This window comes from Microbacterium sp. OR21, from assembly GCF_047306785.1.
Taxonomy (GTDB): domain Bacteria; phylum Actinomycetota; class Actinomycetes; order Actinomycetales; family Microbacteriaceae; genus Microbacterium; species Microbacterium esteraromaticum_E.
On the sequence record NZ_JAZEXJ010000002.1, the window covers coordinates 67433 to 82813 of the forward strand.

The following is a 15381-nucleotide window of genomic DNA, read 5'->3' on the forward strand; positions in this document are numbered from 1 at the left end:
TGCGTCGTCGATACCCTTTCCGCACCGGCATCCGGTCGCGGTCACCTCGAGCGGCGAAACGATGCGCGAGCCCGCGCCGTCGCCCCATCCCGCAGCATGCTGCGCCTTCCCGGAGATACTCCTATGCCTTCCTTCCTCGACCTCGGCGTGCCCGCCGTGCTGGCTGACGTGCTCGCCGCCGACGGCAAGACCGAAGCCTTCGCCATCCAGCGCGACACCCTTCCCGATTCCCTCGCCGGGCGCGACCTGCTCGGCCGCGGCCGCACCGGCAGCGGCAAGACCATCGCGTTCGCGCTGCCCCTGGTCGCCCGCCTCTCCGCATCCGGCGGCGCGCGCCGTCCCGGCAAGCCGCGTGGCCTGGTGCTGGCCCCCACCCGCGAGCTGGCCACGCAGATCGCGGCCACCATCAAGCCGCTCGCCGACGCCGTCGGCATGCGCGTCACCACCGTCTTCGGCGGTGTCAGCCAGCGTCCGCAGGAGCAGGCGCTCCGCGGCGGCGTCGACATCGTCGTCGCCTGCCCCGGCCGTCTCGAAGACCTCATGAAGCAGGGCATCATCTCCCTCGGCTCCGTGGAGGTCACCGTGCTCGACGAGGCCGACCACATGGCCGATCTGGGCTTCCTGCCCGGCGTCACCCGCATCCTCACCGCGACCCCGGCCGGCGGACAGCGCCTGCTGTTCAGCGCCACGCTCGACCGCGGCATCGACGCACTGGCCAAGCGGTTCCTCAGCCGTCCGGTCAGCCACGAGGTCGACGAGGCCAGCGTGCCCGTCGGCGAGATGACGCACCGCGTCCTGATCGCCTCGGATGCGGATGCGAAGAAGAAGCTCGTCGAGGATCTCGCGTCCGGCACCGGCCGCCGCATCCTGTTCACCCGCACCAAGCACCACGCCAAGAAGCTAGCCAAGCAGCTGACGGCGGCGGGCATCCCGTCGGTCGATCTGCAGGGCAACCTCGGGCAGAACGCCCGCGAGCGCAACCTGGCCGCGTTCGGCGCCGACCCCGCCGACGGCGGTGTGCGCGTGCTGGTCGCGACCGACGTGGCCGCCCGCGGCGTGCACGTCGACGACGTCGAGCTCGTCGTGCACGTCGACCCGCCGGTCGAGCACAAGGCGTACCTGCACCGCTCCGGCCGCACGGCTCGGGCTGGGGCGGCGGGAACAGTCGTCACCCTGATGCTGCCCGAGCAGCGTCGCGATGTGAAGGACATCCTGCGCAAGGCGCAGATCACCGTCGGACTCGAGGACGTCACCCCCGCGATCGTCGACGAGCTGGTCGGCGAGCGGGCCCCGAAGATCAAGACCGTCCCGGTCGCTCAGCAGCAGAACAAGCCGAAGGCGAAGCCTGCGGCGAATGGCGCGCAGCCCGCCTCCGGCGGCGGACGGCGCCGTCGTGGTCGCGGCAGCGCAGGCGACGCCGCCCGCCGCACCGACACCGCGCAGCGGACTGAGACGGGGCCGCGCCACAACGGCAGTCACCGTCAGACCGCCGGCCCCCGTCACGAACCCGGTCATGCGGATGCCGGCCGGTCTCGTTCGCAGGGCAGCCAGACCCGCTACTCCACTCAGAGCGGCGCCCCGTCCGGTCAGTCGCGGCAGAGCGACCAGGGCGCCGGACGGGCGCGCACCGGTTCGCGTCGCGCGAGCCGTCCGCAGGGCCGCTGAGCCCGGCTCGGTCTGATCAAGAGGGCCCGTCACGCGTTCGGCGTGACGGGCCCTCCCGCGTTCGCGAGACGCGGCCGGACTCAGCCCTCGAGCGCCTTGGTCCGCGCGGCCGCGTGCTCGGCATCCGAGATGACGCCTCTCGCGTGCAGATCGTCCAGCTCGCGCAGGCGGTCCTCGATGGATCTCTGCTGCGCAGGCGCGTCGGCCGCAGTGGTCTCGGCTGCACGCAGCAGCTCGCTGCGGCCCAGCTGAGCGGCGATCTGGGCGTCCATCGCGAGCGGGTCGTACCCCGCGTCCCGCGCGACCTTCCAGCGACGAACGACCGACACGATGATGAAGATCAGGATTCCGACGAAGAAGATTCCGAACAAGGTGATGAAACCGCTCATCTGCTGGAACGGGGTGTCATCGATGATCAGATCGTCCATGACCGCATCATAGGGCGCGTTCGCGCAGCCCGCGAGCGCCTGGTCCGGCGCGCACGCAGAAGCGGCCCCGCACGCAGCGCGTGCGGGGCCGCCTCGTGCTCGGCTCAGCGTCCGGGGTAGGAGCGCTCGGGCGAGCCGACGTACAGCTGCTGCGGGCGCCCGATCTTCGTCTGCGGGTCGAGGTTCAGCTCGCGCCACTGCGCCAGCCAGCCGGGCAGGCGGCCGATCGCGAACAGCACGGTGAACATGCGAGTCGGGAAGCCCATGGCCTTGTAGATCACGCCGGTGTAGAAGTCGACGTTCGGGTACAGCCGGCGCTCCTTGAAGTAGTCGTCGGCCAGCGCGATCTCCTCGAGCTCCTTCGCGAGATCGAGCAGCGGATCGGTGACGCCGAGCTCGGCGAGCACCTCGTCGGCGGCCTCCTTGACGAGCTTCGCCCGCGGGTCGTAGTTCTTGTAGACCCGGTGCCCGAAGCCCATCAGCTTCACACCGGCCTCCTTGTTCTTCACGCTCTCGACGAAGCGCTGCACGCTCTGCCCCGAATCGCGGATCTGGCCGAGCATGGTGAGCACGGCCTCGTTCGCGCCGCCGTGCAGCGGACCGGAGAGCGCCTGGATGCCCGCCGAGATCGACGCGAACTGGTTCGCACCGGTCGAGCCGACCAGGCGCACGGTCGAGGTCGACGCGTTCTGCTCGTGGTCCTCGTGCAGGATCAGCAGCAGCTCCAGCGCCTTCGACATCACCGGGTTGACCTCGTAGGGCTCGCTGTGCACGCCGAAGTTCAGCTTGAGGAAGTTGTCGACGAAGCTCAGCGAGTTGTCGGGGTAGAGGAACGCCTGACCGATGCTCTTCTTGTGCGCGTACGCCGCGATGACCGGCAGCTTGGCGAGCATGCGCACCATGTTCAGCTCGACGTGCTCGGGGTTGTGCGGGTCGGTCTGGCCCTCGTAGTAGGTCGACAGGGCCGCGACCGCCGACGACAGCACGGACATCGGGTGGGCGGTGTGGGGAAGCGCCGAGAAGAAGTGCTTGAGATCCTCGTGCAGCAGGGTGTGTCGGCGGATCTTCTCGTCGAACTCGGCGAGCTCACCCGCCGTGGGCAGTTCGCCGTAGATGAGCAGCCATGCCACCTCGAGGTAGCTGCAGTTCTTCGCGATCTGCTCGATCGGGTATCCGCGGTAGCGCAGGATGCCCTGGTCGCCGTCGATGAACGTGACGGCCGACTTCGTGGATGCGGTGTTCACGAATCCGTAGTCGAGGCCGGTGTAACCGGTCTGGCGCGTCAGAGTGGAGAAGTCGATGCTGTCGGTGCCGCTCGTACCGCGGACCACGGGAAACTCCGCTGTGGTGTCGCCGATCGAAAGAGTAGCCTTCTCGGGCTGAGCTGAGCTCACGCCAACCTCCTGCTGCGTTCGTATCGTCGTAGGCGATGTGAGACGCACGCAGCGCCGGGTCGCGTGGGACCCCATCGCCGTTACAGCCTAGTCGTGCCGTCGGCCTACTGTGACATCCGCCAAGAGATCGGCGGCATCATGTGACGCTGAGCACAAAGGCTCGGCGTCAGGAGGCGGCCAGTCGCGCTGCTGCCTGCTGCACCCGTTCGAACGGAGCGGTGAGCGAGAGACGCACGTGCTGGGCGGAGTGATCGCCGTAGAAGTGCCCCGGGCCCGCCAGGATGCCGAGCGACGCCAGGCGATCCATCGACTCCCACGCGTCGCGCCCCTCGGTGGCCCACAGGTACAGACCCGCCTCGGATCCGTCGATGCGGAAGCCTGCGGCCGTGAGGGCGGGCAGCAGCACCTCGCGGCGCCGGCGGTAGAGCTCCTTCTGCGCGGCGACGTGCTCGTCGTCGCGCAGCGCGACGGCCATCGCGTGCTGCACCGGCGCGGGCGGCATGAGGCCGAGGTGCTTGCGGGCGGCGAGGATCTCGGCGATCAGCCGGGAGCACCCGGCGATGAACGCCGCACGGTAGCCGGCGAGGTTGGACTGCTTGCTGAGCGAGTACACGCTGAGCAGGTTCGCGCGCGTGCCGTCGGTGACCCGGGGGTCGAGCACCGAGGGGATGGTCTCGCTCTGCCAGGTGCCGTCCCACCCGAGCTCGGCGTAGCACTCGTCGCTGGCGAGGACGGCGTCCAGCTCGCGTGCGCGCCGGACGGCGACGCGCAGGGCGTCGACATCCCAGGTGCGTCCGTCGGGGTTGCCCGGGGTGTTGATCCAGATCAGCTTCGCCCCGTCCGGCCACTCCTCGGGGTGGTCGGCGGCGACGGCGGTGGCGCCGGCGACGGCAGCGCCGACGGCGTACGTCGGGTACGCCACGCGCGGGTGCACGACGATGTCGCCAGGGCCGAGGCCGAGCAGCAGCGGAAGCAGCGCCACGAGCTCCTTCGAGCCGATCGTGGGCATGACGTTCGTCTCGGCGAGCCCGGGAACACCGCGGCGGCGCTCGTACCATTCGACGATGGCGCGGCGCACGTCGGCCGTGCCCACGGTCTGCGGGTAGGCGTGCGCATCGGTGGCTTCGGCGAGGGCTCGACGGATCACCTCGGGGGTGGGATCGACGGGCGATCCGATCGAGAGATCGACGAGTCCGTCCGGATGCCGGGCGGCGCGCTCACGGTAGGGCACCACCGCGTCCCACGGGTAGTCGGCGAGGTCGCGGACTCCCACTCACTCCCCCTGCGGCGGCAGGGCGCTGACGACGGGGTGGTCGAAGTCGTACACGCCCACCTTCGATGCGCCGCCCGGCGAGCCGATCTCGGTGAAGAACTCGACGTTGGCCTTGTAGTAGTCGGCCCACTCCTCGGGGAGGTCGTCTTCGTAGTAGATCGCCTCGACGGGGCAGACCGGCTCGCAGGCACCGCAGTCCACGCACTCGTCGGGGTGGATGTACAGCATCCGCTCACCTTCGTAGATGCAGTCCACGGGGCACTCGTCGATGCAGGCGCGGTCCTTGACATCGACGCAGGGAAGAGCGATCACGTACGTCACGTGCCCAGTCTACGACCCCTCAGCGCGCATCGCCCCGCGTGACGGTCGAGCCGTCCGAGAGCGCGCGCAGACGCGCGGTGTCGGGCCAGGCCACGACGAGCATGACGATGCCCGCCGCCACGTACATCCAGATGTTGCCGAGGGGCGTGTTCGGCACGATGATCGAACCGCCCGGGCCACGCTGCGAGATGACCAGCAGCAGCGCCAGCATGCCGAGCCCGGCGGCCAGTGCCGCCCATCGGTCACCGGTGAGCGCCCGCAGGGCGACAAGCAGCCCGGCGCACGCTATCGTGCCCAGGATCATCCCGACGGGAATCGGTCCGATCGTGAAGCTGTGCGCGATGGTCGCGGCGATTCCGTAGACGGCCCCGACGAAGGCGGCGGCCACCCAGGACAGGCCACGAGAGAGCATTCTGCGCACCGGATCAGCCTAGTGCGCGTCGCTGTCACGCGGCTGAGGGCGGGTCATGATGCGAGACCCGCTAGGCGCAGCACCGCGGCGACCGCCGCCGCGGCGAACACGACGACCAGGAAGGACTGGCGCATCCACAGCAGCCCCGCGGCCACGAGCACGGCGGGCACCCGGGCATCCAGCATCACGGCCTGCCCGGCTCCGAGCGTCTGCACGGCGACAAGCGCGCCGAGCAGGGCGACGGTCAGCAGGTCCGAGATCCGCGCCGGTCGCGGCGCCTCGAGCAGCCGCGCGGGAACCAGATATCCGGCGAGCTTCAGCGCCATGCAGATGCATGCCGCGAGCAGCACGGCAGTCCAGACGCTCATGCCTGCACCTCCCCGTCGCGAGTGTTCCGTGCCACGTCCCCCGTGTCTGAGGCATCGCGCCCGAGCCAGTTGAACCACCCGACCACGACCGCGACCACGGCGGCGACCAGCACCGGGAGCCCTGGAGTGAGCACGGGCGTGAGGCCGGCTGCGACCACCGCCGCGGCGACGCCGACGGCGACCGCCTGGCGCTGTCTGAGTCGCGGCCAGAGCAGGGCGAGGAAAGCGGCCGCCGCGGCGGCGTCGAGCCCCCACGTCTTCGGGTCGCCGAGCACATCGCCGAGCAGCGCACCGGCGAGAGTGGTGATGTTCCAGCCGATCAGCACCCCGAGGCCGGTCAGCCAGAATCCCAGACGGCGCAGGTGCGGCTGCTCCTGGGAGATGGCGACCGCGGTGGATTCGTCGATCGTCACGTGCGCCGCGGCCGCTCGACGCCAGCAACCCCGGCCGATGATCGACGACATGCGCATGCCGTACGCCGCATTGCGCACGCCTAGCAGCGCGGCGGAGGCGACGGCGGAGGGAAGGGCGGAGATGCCGCCCGCACCGAAGACGCCGATGAAGGCGAATTGGGATCCCCCGGTGAACATGAGCAGGCTGAGCGCGCAGGTCTGCCAGACGTCGAGGCCGGATGCCACCGACAGCGCTCCGAACGAGACGCCGTAGGCGCTCGTGGCGATGGCCACTCCGAGTCCTTCGCGCCAGACCTCGCGACTCGCGAGATCACGGGTCCCGCGATCCCGCACCGATGTTCGCTGGAGTGAACGCATGTACACAATCCTGAACAGTGGTGAGCTGTTCAGTCAAGTTGAATGATCGTTTGTCATACTGAACGGATGGAACTGCGAGAACGGCTCGCCCACTCCCTCCGGCGCGAGCGCGACAGCGCCGGGTTCTCGGTGTCGGAGCTGGCCCGACGTGCGGGTGTGTCGAAGGCGACGATATCGCAGCTGGAGAACGGCGCCGGCAATCCCAGCGTCGAGACGCTCTGGGCGATCGGCGATGCGCTGGGCGTGCCCTTCGCGACCCTCGTCGAAGACCGCGCGCCGGCCGCGCGCCTCATCCGCGTCGGCGACCATGCCGGGGTCCCCTCGGCAGCCGCGCCTTATCTGGCGACGCTGCTCTCGGCCGCCGCTCCTGGCACTCGACGCGACATCTACCTCATCCAGGCCGAGCCCGGCGAGCCGAGGCGTTCGCTTCCGCACCGTGCGGGCACCACCGAGCACGTCGTGATGGTCAGCGGCGAGGCGACGGTGGGCCCCGAGGATGCGCCCGAGGTGCTGCATCCGGGCGATTACCTGTCGTACGCGGGTGACGCGGCGCACATCTTCGAGGCGCACAGCCCCGGCACCAGCGCGGTGCTGGTGTCGGAGCTGCGCTGAGCCCGAGACTGTCGCGGCTCAGTACCAGTTGACGGCCTGCGAGTGACCCCAGGCGGCGCACGGCGACCCGTACGCGCGGTCGATGTAGCCGAGGCCCCAGGCGATCTGGGTGGCGGCGTTCGTGCGCCAGTCGGCGCCGGCCGTCGCCATCTTGCTGCCCGGAAGGGCCTGCGGGATGCCCGTGGCGCCGCCGTTGGAGTTGTAGGCCTGGTAGTTCCAGCCGGACTCCTTGGTCCACAGCTTCGCGAGGCACGAGAACTCGCCCTCGCCCCAGCCGTAGCGTTCGGCGGCCATCGTGCGCGCCACGGCCTTCGCGCCCTCGGGCGTGTTCGCCGCGGCGAGAGCCGCCGCCGCGCGACGCTTCTTCTCGGCGGCCTCCTTCGCGGCCTTCTCTGCCGCCACCCGCTCGGCCTCGGCCTTGACCCTGGCGGCCTCCGCCGCCTTCGCAGCAGTGAGCGCATCCTGCAGCTCCGACGTCTCCGACTGCACGATGACCGTGCCGAGCACGACCTCCGCGGTCAGCTCGGAGACCTGCTCGGACGTCAGCTGATCAGCGCGACCGAGCCGCTTCACGTCGGTCTTCAGGTCGGTGAGATCGACCTGGGTCGTCTCGGTCTGCATCGGGAAGTCGACCTCGGCCACGACGTTGTTCAGCGACTGTGCGTTGACCAGGGCGATCTTGCCGTCGTCGGCGGCGTCGGCCGCCTCGTCCAGAGCGTGCTCGGAGGGGATCGCGCCGAGCGCGGCGGGTGCGAAGACCGCGCCCGCTGCCGCCGAGGCGGCGAGCACGGCGCCGATGGCCACGGCGATGAAGGGGCGACGCATGCGCGAATGGGCGGATGCCAGGTGCGAGACCCGCTGGGACGCACGGGTGTTCAGGGTATGGGTCATGGGAGGGGTTTCGACTTTCGGGTTGTCGACGGCCCGGACCCTCGCGGGGCGCGCTCATGGGAGCGCCGTATCCCGGGCACGAAGAACAAGCCTGACGGCCCCACCTGGACGTAACCCTGCCCTAACCTGGACGGATCATGGCCGAACGCAGGGAATGACGCGCGATCACTCTCGGAAAAGTGTGTTATGCGTTCGTTACTTTCCGGCGGGCCCGGCGGCGACGCCGGAACGACGAAGACCCCGGCACAGGGCCGGGGTCTTCGCTCAGTCATGCGGTGTCAGGCGTGCGCGTTGGCGTCCTGACGCTTCAGACGCGACGCCTCGCGACCGCGGGTGGTCTGATCGAGGATCACCTTGCGGATCCGCACGGCCTCGGGTGTCACCTCGACGCACTCGTCCTCGCGGGCGAACTCGAGCGACTCCTCCAGCGAGAGGATGCGCGGCGGCGTCATCGACTCGAACGAGTCGGCCGTGGAGGAGCGCATGTTGGTGAGCTTCTTCTCCTTGGTGATGTTCACATCCATGTCGTCGGCGCGCGAGTTCTCGCCGATGACCATGCCCTCGTAGACCTCTTCGGTCGGCTTGACGAAGAACGACATGCGCTCCTGCAGGGCGATCATGGCGAACGGGGTCACCACGCCCGCGCGGTCGGCGACGATAGAGCCGTTCTGACGCGCGACGATCGAACCCGCCCACTCGTCGTAACCGTGCGAGATGGCGTTGGCGATGCCGGTGCCGCGGGTGATCGAGAGGAACTCGGTTCGGAAGCCGATCAGGCCCCGCGACGGGACGATGAACTCCATGCGGATCCAGCCGGTGCCGTGATTGATCATGTTGTCCATGCGGCCGCGGCGGTTCGCCATGAGCTGCGTGACCGCGCCGAGGTGCTCTTCGGGCACGTCGATGGTGAGGTGCTCGTACGGCTCGTGCACCTTGCCGTCGATCTTGCGGGTGACGACCTGCGGCTTGCCGACGGTGAGCTCGAAGCCCTCGCGGCGCATGTTCTCGACGAGGATCGCGAGCTGCAGCTCACCGCGGCCCTGCACCTCCCACGCGTCGGGGCGGCCGATGTCGTTCACGCGGATGGACACATTGCCGATGAGCTCGCGGTCGAGGCGGTCCTTCACCATGCGGGCGGTGAGCTTGTGACCCTTCACCTTGCCGACGAGCGGCGAGGTGTTGGTGCCGATCGTCATCGAGATCGACGGCTCGTCGACCGAGATCTGCGGCAGCGCGCGCACGTCGTCGGGGTCGGCGATGGTCTCGCCGATCATGATGTCGGCGAAGCCGGCGATCACGGCGATGTCGCCGGGGCCTGCGGACTCGGCCGGGTAGCGCTCCAGCGCCTTGGTCATCAGCAGTTCGGTGATGCGCGCGTTCTGGGTGGTGCCGTCCTGACGGACCCACGCGACCGTCTGACCCTTCTTCAGCGTGCCGTTGAAGATGCGCAGCAGCGCGAGGCGGCCGAGGAACGACGAGGAGTCGAGGTTGGTGACCCAGGCCTGCAGCGGTGCCTCGTCATCGTAGGACGGCGCGGGCACGTGCTCGAGGATCGCCTCGAAGAGCGGCTCGAGGTCGTCGTTGTCGGGCAGCTCGCCGTTCGCGGGGCGGTTGCGGGACGCAGCTCCCGCGCGGCCCGAGGCGTACACGACCGGCACGTCGAGCAGAGCGTCGACGTCGAGGTCGGGCACGTCGTCCTGCAGGTCGCTGGCCAGACCCAGAAGCAGATCGTGCGCCTCTTCCTCTACCTCGGCGATGCGGGCGTCGCCGCGGTCGGTCTTGTTGACCAGCAGGATGACCGGGAGCTTCGCCTCGAGCGCCTTGCGCAGCACGAACCGGGTCTGCGGCAGCGGGCCCTCGGAGGAGTCGACCAGCAGCACGACGCCGTCGACCATCGACAGCGCGCGCTCGACCTCGCCGCCGAAGTCGGCGTGACCGGGGGTGTCGACGACGTTGATCGTCACCGGCACCTCGGTGTGCTTGCCGTTGTAGGTGATCGCCGTGTTCTTGGCGAGGATCGTGATGCCCTTCTCACGCTCGAGGTCGTTCGAGTCCATCGCGCGCTCTTCGACGTGGGCGTGCTCGCCGAATGAGCCGGTCTGACGGAGCATGGCGTCGACGAGCGTGGTCTTGCCGTGGTCGACGTGTGCGACGATCGCGACGTTTCGGAGGTCAGAGCGGAGGGCGTGCGCCATTCAAGAAGTCCAATGCGGATTTGGTGTGAGATGGGGTGCCGCGTGCGCCGAATGAACGAGAGCGACGTTCCAGAATAGCGTACGGTCGGGAATGCCGCCTGAGAGCAGGCCGTAGCATCGAGAGCGTGAACCGGATGCGCCTGTGGTGGGAGATCGGCATCGTGCTCGCGCTCGGCCTCGGCCAGTCGGCGGTGTACGCCATCGTGCAGCTGGCCTATCGGCTCACCGACTCCACTCCCCTGGCCGATCAGACCGCGACGCTGAACCCCTCGCGCAGCGACCGGGAGATCTTCGATCTCATCTATCAGCTGCTCTCGATCGGGTTCGGCGTCGTGCCCGTTCTGCTGGTCTGCTTCCTGCTCTGGCAGTCGCACCGGCCGCACCTCGGGATGCTCGGGCTCGACGGCGCACGGCCGGCGCGCGACGTCGGCTGGGGCCTCGGGCTGGTCGCAGCGATCGGCATCCCCGGCATCGCCCTCTACCTCATCGGCCGCGCCCTCGGCTGGTTCGTCGCGGTCGACCCGGCGGGGCTGGACGCGCACTGGTGGACGGTGCCGATCCTGCTGCTCTCGGCGGCACGGGCATCCGTGCAGGAGGAGTTCGTCGTGCTCGGCTACCTCTTCGCCCGCCTCCGGCAGCTGGGCTGGGGCATGGGGCCGATCATCATCGCGACCAGCGTGCTGCGCGCCAGCTACCACCTGTACCAGGGGCCCGGAGCGTTCGTCGGCAATCTCGCGATGGGGCTGCTGTTCGGCTGGCTCTTCGCGCGGACCGGTCGCCTGCTGCCCTTCCTCGTCGCGCACTTCGCGATCGACGCGGTTGCCTTCGTGGGGTACCCCTGGGCGGCGGCGACCTGGCCGGCGCTGTTCGGCCTGCCGGGCTGATCCCCCGTTCAGACCTGAGTCAGCAGCACGGCGATCACGGCCCAGGCGACGAGCACGAGTAGGGCGACGATCGCGGGCAGGTCCCAGCCGCGGCGGATCGGCGGCACCGATGAGACGCGCTCGGCGCTGGCCTTCGCCCGACGCAGTGCGGCGACCGCGTCATCGGCGTCGCCATTGGCGTCCTCCTTGATGCGCCCGGGACCGAGACGCTGCGGCCTGCGCCGGCCCGGACCGCCGAAGCAGGCCAGCTGAGAGCCGTCGTCGAACGCGATCTCGATCTGCCAGCGCATGTCGATCCGCCGCACTCGCGGCCACGGCGCGAAGGTCGTGCGCAGCAGGTTCTGCACGAACACACCATCGCGCTGTGCGCGCACACGCGAGGCGACGCCGACGACGTACACGCCCCACAGCACCAGCAGGGGCCACGGAGCCAGCAGCAGTGCCGTGCCGACGTCCGCCCGCACGGCCGCGTCGACGAGCAGCACGAGGGCGAGCGCGGCGCAGATCACCAGCAGCGCCACCCCGCCCCGGTTGCGGAGCGAGGCGGCGCCTGCGGATGCTGAGGATTGCTCGGGGCTCACAGCCCGACGCCGCCGAGGGGCAACGACGCCCCCGGGATCGCGTCGAGCAGGCGTCGGGTGTACTCCTCCTGCGGGTCGGTGAAGATCGAGTCCACCGTGCCCTGCTCCACGATCCGGCCCTTCTCCATGACGCAGACGAGGTCGGCGGCAACCCGCACCACCGCGAGGTCGTGCGTGATGAACAGGTAGGTCAGACCGAGCTCGTTCTGCAGATCCGAGAGCAGGTGCAGAATCTGGTCCTGCACGAGCACGTCGAGAGCTGATACCGCCTCGTCGAGCACGACGATGTCGGGCTTGAGTGCCAGCGCGCGAGCGATCGCCACACGCTGACGCTGCCCGCCCGACAGCTCGTTCGGATACCGCTCGGCGAGCTCGCGCGGCAGCGCGACCTGATCGAGCAGCTCGAGCGAGCGCTTGTGCTGCTCGTCGCGGGTGCCGATGCCGTGCACGTGCAGCGGTTCGCTGATGAGGTTGCCGATGCTGCGCAGCGGATCGAGTGACCCGTACGGATCCTGGAAGACGGGCTGCATGCGCCGGCGCAGCTTGAACACCTCGGCACGCGACATCGTGCTCGTGGCCTCGCCGTCGATGAGGATCTCACCGTCGGTCGGCTTCTCGAGCTGCAGCAGCATCTTCGCGACCGTCGACTTGCCCGAACCCGACTCGCCCACCAGCGCGAGCGTCTTGCCGCGAGGGATCGAGAACGACACGCCGTCCACGGCCAGGAACTTCTCGCTGCGCAGTCCGCCGCTGCGGATGGAGTACTGCTTGACGAGATCGCGCACCTCGACGACGGCGGGCGCCGTCTCGACCTTCGCCTCCTCGCGGGTGGTCACAGCACCGATCCGCTTGGACGCGAGGCTGGGAGCCGCCGCGACCAGGCGCTGGGTGTACGGGTGCTGCGGCCGAGTCAGGATCTCGGCGCTGGGCCCTGCTTCGACGATCTCGCCCTGATTCATCACGATGATGCGGTCGGCGCGGTCGCCGGCCAGCCCCAGATCGTGGGTGATCAGCAGCACCGAGGTGCCGCGCTCGCTCGTCAGGCTGGCCAGGTGATCGAGAATCACCCGCTGCACCGTCACGTCGAGCGCGCTGGTCGGCTCATCGGCGATCAGCAGCTGCGGGTCGGCTGCCAGCCCGATGCCGATCAGCGCGCGCTGGCGCATACCGCCCGAGAACTGGTGCGGGAACTGGTGCATGCGGCGTGCGGCGTCGGCGAGGCCGGCCTGCTGCAGCACCTCCACCGCTCGATCGCGCACCTCCTGCCGGCCCTGGGCCAGTCCGTTGGCGCGCACCGCCTCCTTGACCTGGAACCCGATCGACCAGACCGGGTTGAGGTTCGACATCGGGTCCTGAGGCACGTAGCCGATGTCCCGGCCGCGGATGTGCTCGAGCTCGGCCCGCTTCGCGGTCGTGAGCTCGCGCCCATCGAGGGTGATGCTTCCCTCGGTGACGTGCCCGGTGCCTGGCAGCAGGCCCACGATCGCCGAGGCCGTGGTGGACTTGCCCGACCCGGACTCCCCCACGATCGCCAGCGTCTCGCCGGCCATCATGTCGAAGCTCACGCCGTGCAGCACCTCGCGATTCTTCTTGCCGCTGCGGAACGCGACGCGCAGGTCGCGCACTCTGAGAAGTGGTTCGGTCATCGCTGAGCCCTCGCCTTCGGGTCGACGGCGTCGCGCAGCAGCTCACCGAGCGTGACGAACGCCAGCACGGTGAGGGTCAGGGCGAGCGACGGCCAGAACAGCGCCATCGGCGCCGTGCGGATGTTCGTCTGTGCCTGGCTGATGTCCAGACCCCACGACATGGTGCCGCTGCCCAGGCCCACGCCGAGGAACGACAGCGTCGCCTCGGCGACGATGGCGCCGGCGAGCGAGAGCGTCGCGACGACGATGACCGGAGCCATCGCGTTCGGCAGCACGTGCACCAGGAGCGTCTTGAACTTCGACATACCGATCGACTCGGCGCCCATGACGAAGTCCGCCTGCTTCACGCGCAGCACCTCGGCGCGCATGATGCGCGCCGTCGACGCCCAGGCGAAGCCGCCGATCGCGAACGCGAGCACGAGCTCGTTGCGCTGCGGCAGCACCGACATCACCACGATGCCCGCGATGATGTAGGGGATCGTGAAGAAGATGTCGCCGATGCGCGAGAGAACCGAGTCGAGCCAGCCGCCGTAGAACCCGGCGAGGGCCCCCATCACGATTCCCACGATGGTGCTGATCAGCGTCGCCAGCACGCCGACGATGAGCGAGGTGCGGGTGCCCCAGATGGTGCGCGCGTAGATGTCGCAGCCCTGGCGGGTGAATCCGAGCGGATGCCCGTCGGTGGGCCCCTTGTTGCTGTCCGCCAGCAGGCAGCCCGAGTTGGGCGCGACCTGCGTGAACAGAGTGGGCACCAGGGCGACGATGATCACCAGCAGCACGAAGGCCGCCGAGATCCAGAACAGCGGGCGGCGACGCAGGTCGCGCCACGAGTCCAGCCAGAGGTTGCTGGGCTTGGCGTCGATGCGCACGACGTCGACGGGAACCGACATGGTGTCGGCCGGTGCGACGTAGTGGCCGCGGTCGAGGTCAGGTCGTGACATAGCGGATCCTCGGGTCGAGCAGGCCGTAGATGAGATCCACGACGAGGTTGATGAGCACGTACACCACGACGAACACCGTGACGAACGACACGACCGTCGGGTTCTCGCCGCGGATGATCGCCTGATAGAGGGTGTTGCCGACACCCGGCACGTTGAAGATGCCCTCCGTGACCGTGGCGCCGACCATGAGCACGCCGAATACGGTGCCGAGGTCGGTGACCATGGGGATGAGGGAGTTGCGCAGCACGTGCACCGGGATGACGCGGCGTCGCGAGAGTCCCTTGCTGTACGCCGTGCGCACCCAGTCCTGACCGAGGGTCTCGATGGTGGAGGCGCGGGTCAGTCGCATGCTCGTCGCATAGACGCTGAACCCGAGCACCCAGGCCGGCAGCCAGAGATCCCCCCAGTCGTTGTTGGCTCCCACCGTCGGTCTGAACCAGCCGAGCTTGATCGCCAGGAAGTACTGCGCGAGGAACGAGAGCACGAAGATCGGCACGGCGATGAAGATCAGCGCGAGCACGAGCATCGAATTGTCGAACGCTCCGCCCTTGTTGAGCGCCGAGAACAGGCCGATGATGATCGAGAGCACGAATGCGATTCCGACGGCCATCACCGCGAGACGCAGCGTGACCGGGAACGTGCGGGCCAGAACGTCTGCGACCGGCTGGCCGGAGAAGCTCGTGCCGAAGTCGAGCCGGAAGATGCCGGCGATGTAGTAGCCGTACTGCACGAGGAACGGCTCATCGAGGTGGTACTCAGCGCGAAGCCGCTCGAGCAGAGCGGGGTTGGGCTGCTTGTCTCCGAACAGACCGGCGATCGGGTCGCCCGGCATGGCGAAGACCATGAAGTAGATCAGCAGGGTCGCTCCGAAGAACACCGGGATCGCCTGCAGGATCCGTTTGAGGATGTATACGGCCACCCTCGACCTCCCTTCGGGTGCGAGGCGCGGATCGCGCGCCTCGAGGGCAAAGAGAACGAGGCGGTGGTGTGTTCCACCACC

16 protein-coding genes are annotated in these 15381 nt (G+C 69.2%); 3 read left to right on the forward strand and 13 right to left on the reverse strand.

Translation table 11 applies throughout. The features are described from left to right. Nucleotides 1–123 precede the first annotated feature (123 nt). Nucleotides 124–1665, forward strand: a complete 1542-nt coding sequence (locus V2S04_RS04940) for a DEAD/DEAH box helicase (protein WP_413637335.1) — start codon at nucleotides 124–126, stop codon at nucleotides 1663–1665. A gap of 80 nt (nucleotides 1666–1745) precedes the next feature. Here the strand turns inward: V2S04_RS04940 and V2S04_RS04945 are convergent, their stop codons facing one another. The 7 genes from V2S04_RS04945 to V2S04_RS04975 all read right to left on the reverse strand — a co-directional run bounded on the left by V2S04_RS04945 (nucleotide 1746) and on the right by V2S04_RS04975 (nucleotide 6631). Then, nucleotides 1746–2093 carry an SHOCT domain-containing protein gene (locus V2S04_RS04945; protein ID WP_413637336.1) on the reverse strand — a complete coding sequence of 116 codons (348 nt, stop codon included), beginning with the start codon at nucleotides 2091–2093 and terminating at the stop codon, nucleotides 1746–1748. A 104-nt stretch (nucleotides 2094–2197) separates the two neighbouring features. Then, on the reverse strand, nucleotides 2198–3487 hold the full coding sequence (locus tag V2S04_RS04950; protein ID WP_413637337.1) for a citrate synthase: 1290 nt from the start codon (nucleotides 3485–3487) through the stop codon (nucleotides 2198–2200). Between the two features lie 166 nt (nucleotides 3488–3653). Next, nucleotides 3654–4760, reverse strand: a complete 1107-nt coding sequence (dapC, locus tag V2S04_RS04955; protein ID WP_413637338.1) for a succinyldiaminopimelate transaminase — start codon at nucleotides 4758–4760, stop codon at nucleotides 3654–3656. Continuing rightward, entirely contained in the window at nucleotides 4761–5081 is a 321-nt protein-coding gene (gene fdxA, locus V2S04_RS04960; RefSeq protein ID WP_110555101.1) for a ferredoxin, read from the reverse strand. Between the two features lie 19 nt (nucleotides 5082–5100). Next, nucleotides 5101–5493 carry a histidinol dehydrogenase gene (locus V2S04_RS04965; protein ID WP_413638099.1) on the reverse strand — a complete coding sequence of 131 codons (393 nt, stop codon included), beginning with the start codon at nucleotides 5491–5493 and terminating at the stop codon, nucleotides 5101–5103. A 53-nt stretch (nucleotides 5494–5546) separates the two neighbouring features. Continuing rightward, nucleotides 5547–5861: an AzlD domain-containing protein gene (locus tag V2S04_RS04970; RefSeq protein ID WP_413637339.1), complete on the reverse strand. Its 315-nt coding sequence runs from the start codon at nucleotides 5859–5861 to the stop codon at nucleotides 5547–5549. After that, nucleotides 5858–6631 carry an AzlC family ABC transporter permease gene (locus tag V2S04_RS04975; protein WP_413637340.1) on the reverse strand — a complete coding sequence of 258 codons (774 nt, stop codon included), beginning with the start codon at nucleotides 6629–6631 and terminating at the stop codon, nucleotides 5858–5860. Before V2S04_RS04975 ends, V2S04_RS04970 begins: the two co-directional genes overlap by 4 nt. A 66-nt stretch (nucleotides 6632–6697) precedes the next feature. On the opposite strand from V2S04_RS04975, the gene V2S04_RS04980 reads away from it, so the two are divergent. After that, nucleotides 6698–7243, forward strand: a complete 546-nt coding sequence (locus V2S04_RS04980) for a helix-turn-helix domain-containing protein (protein WP_413637341.1) — start codon at nucleotides 6698–6700, stop codon at nucleotides 7241–7243. Nucleotides 7244–7261: 18 nt separating this feature from the next. Here V2S04_RS04980 and V2S04_RS04985 read toward each other — a convergent pair whose 3' ends face one another. Together V2S04_RS04985 and typA are read right to left on the reverse strand one after the other, a co-directional pair. Next, entirely contained in the window at nucleotides 7262–8134 is an 873-nt protein-coding gene (locus tag V2S04_RS04985; RefSeq protein WP_413637342.1) for a phospholipase, read from the reverse strand. Between the two features lie 278 nt (nucleotides 8135–8412). Next, complete coding sequence (gene typA / locus V2S04_RS04990; protein ID WP_413637343.1) at nucleotides 8413–10329, reverse strand: translational GTPase TypA; 1917 nt, start codon at nucleotides 10327–10329, stop codon at nucleotides 8413–8415. Between the two features lie 134 nt (nucleotides 10330–10463). Here typA and V2S04_RS04995 point away from each other — a divergent pair, with 134 nt between their 5' ends. Then, nucleotides 10464–11213 carry a CPBP family intramembrane glutamic endopeptidase gene (locus V2S04_RS04995; protein WP_413638100.1) on the forward strand — a complete coding sequence of 250 codons (750 nt, stop codon included), beginning with the start codon at nucleotides 10464–10466 and terminating at the stop codon, nucleotides 11211–11213. An 8-nt stretch (nucleotides 11214–11221) separates the two neighbouring features. On the opposite strand, the gene V2S04_RS05000 is transcribed toward V2S04_RS04995, so the two are convergent. Genes V2S04_RS05000 through V2S04_RS05015 form a run of 4 tightly spaced genes read right to left on the reverse strand, consistent with a single transcriptional unit; the run spans nucleotide 11222 to nucleotide 15300 of the window. Beyond that, the gene (locus V2S04_RS05000; protein WP_413637344.1) at nucleotides 11222–11794 is read right to left on the reverse strand and encodes a PH domain-containing protein; all 573 of its coding nucleotides are present in this window, start codon (nucleotides 11792–11794) and stop codon (nucleotides 11222–11224) included. Then, nucleotides 11791–13440 (reverse strand): dipeptide ABC transporter ATP-binding protein, encoded by a 1650-nt coding sequence (locus V2S04_RS05005; protein ID WP_413637345.1) that lies wholly within the window; start codon nucleotides 13438–13440, stop codon nucleotides 11791–11793. Before V2S04_RS05005 ends, V2S04_RS05000 begins: the two co-directional genes overlap by 4 nt. After that, nucleotides 13437–14381 (reverse strand): ABC transporter permease, encoded by a 945-nt coding sequence (locus V2S04_RS05010; protein ID WP_340087940.1) that lies wholly within the window; start codon nucleotides 14379–14381, stop codon nucleotides 13437–13439. Before V2S04_RS05010 ends, V2S04_RS05005 begins: the two co-directional genes overlap by 4 nt. Further along, the gene (locus tag V2S04_RS05015) at nucleotides 14368–15300 is read right to left on the reverse strand and encodes an ABC transporter permease (RefSeq protein ID WP_413637346.1); all 933 of its coding nucleotides are present in this window, start codon (nucleotides 15298–15300) and stop codon (nucleotides 14368–14370) included. The genes V2S04_RS05010 and V2S04_RS05015 overlap by 14 nt, the downstream gene beginning before the upstream one ends. Nucleotides 15301–15381: the final 81 nt, after the last annotated feature.

Coding starts and splice junctions, on each gene's coding strand:
- V2S04_RS04940 (WP_413637335.1), top strand. CDS start 124: ATGCCTTCCTTCCTCGACCTCGGCGTGCCCGCCGTGCTGGCTGACGTG.
- V2S04_RS04945 (WP_413637336.1), bottom strand. CDS start 2,093: ATGGACGATCTGATCATCGATGACACCCCGTTCCAGCAGATGAGCGGT.
- V2S04_RS04965 (WP_413638099.1), bottom strand. CDS start 5,493: ATGCTCTCTCGTGGCCTGTCCTGGGTGGCCGCCGCCTTCGTCGGGGCC.
- V2S04_RS04970 (WP_413637339.1), bottom strand. CDS start 5,861: ATGAGCGTCTGGACTGCCGTGCTGCTCGCGGCATGCATCTGCATGGCG.
- V2S04_RS04975 (WP_413637340.1), bottom strand. CDS start 6,631: ATGCGTTCACTCCAGCGAACATCGGTGCGGGATCGCGGGACCCGTGAT.
- V2S04_RS04980 (WP_413637341.1), top strand. CDS start 6,698: ATGGAACTGCGAGAACGGCTCGCCCACTCCCTCCGGCGCGAGCGCGAC.
- V2S04_RS04985 (WP_413637342.1), bottom strand. CDS start 8,134: ATGACCCATACCCTGAACACCCGTGCGTCCCAGCGGGTCTCGCACCTG.
- typA (WP_413637343.1), bottom strand. CDS start 10,329: ATGGCGCACGCCCTCCGCTCTGACCTCCGAAACGTCGCGATCGTCGCA.
- V2S04_RS04995 (WP_413638100.1), top strand. CDS start 10,464: ATGCGCCTGTGGTGGGAGATCGGCATCGTGCTCGCGCTCGGCCTCGGC.
- V2S04_RS05005 (WP_413637345.1), bottom strand. CDS start 13,440: ATGACCGAACCACTTCTCAGAGTGCGCGACCTGCGCGTCGCGTTCCGC.
- V2S04_RS05010 (WP_340087940.1), bottom strand. CDS start 14,381: ATGTCACGACCTGACCTCGACCGCGGCCACTACGTCGCACCGGCCGAC.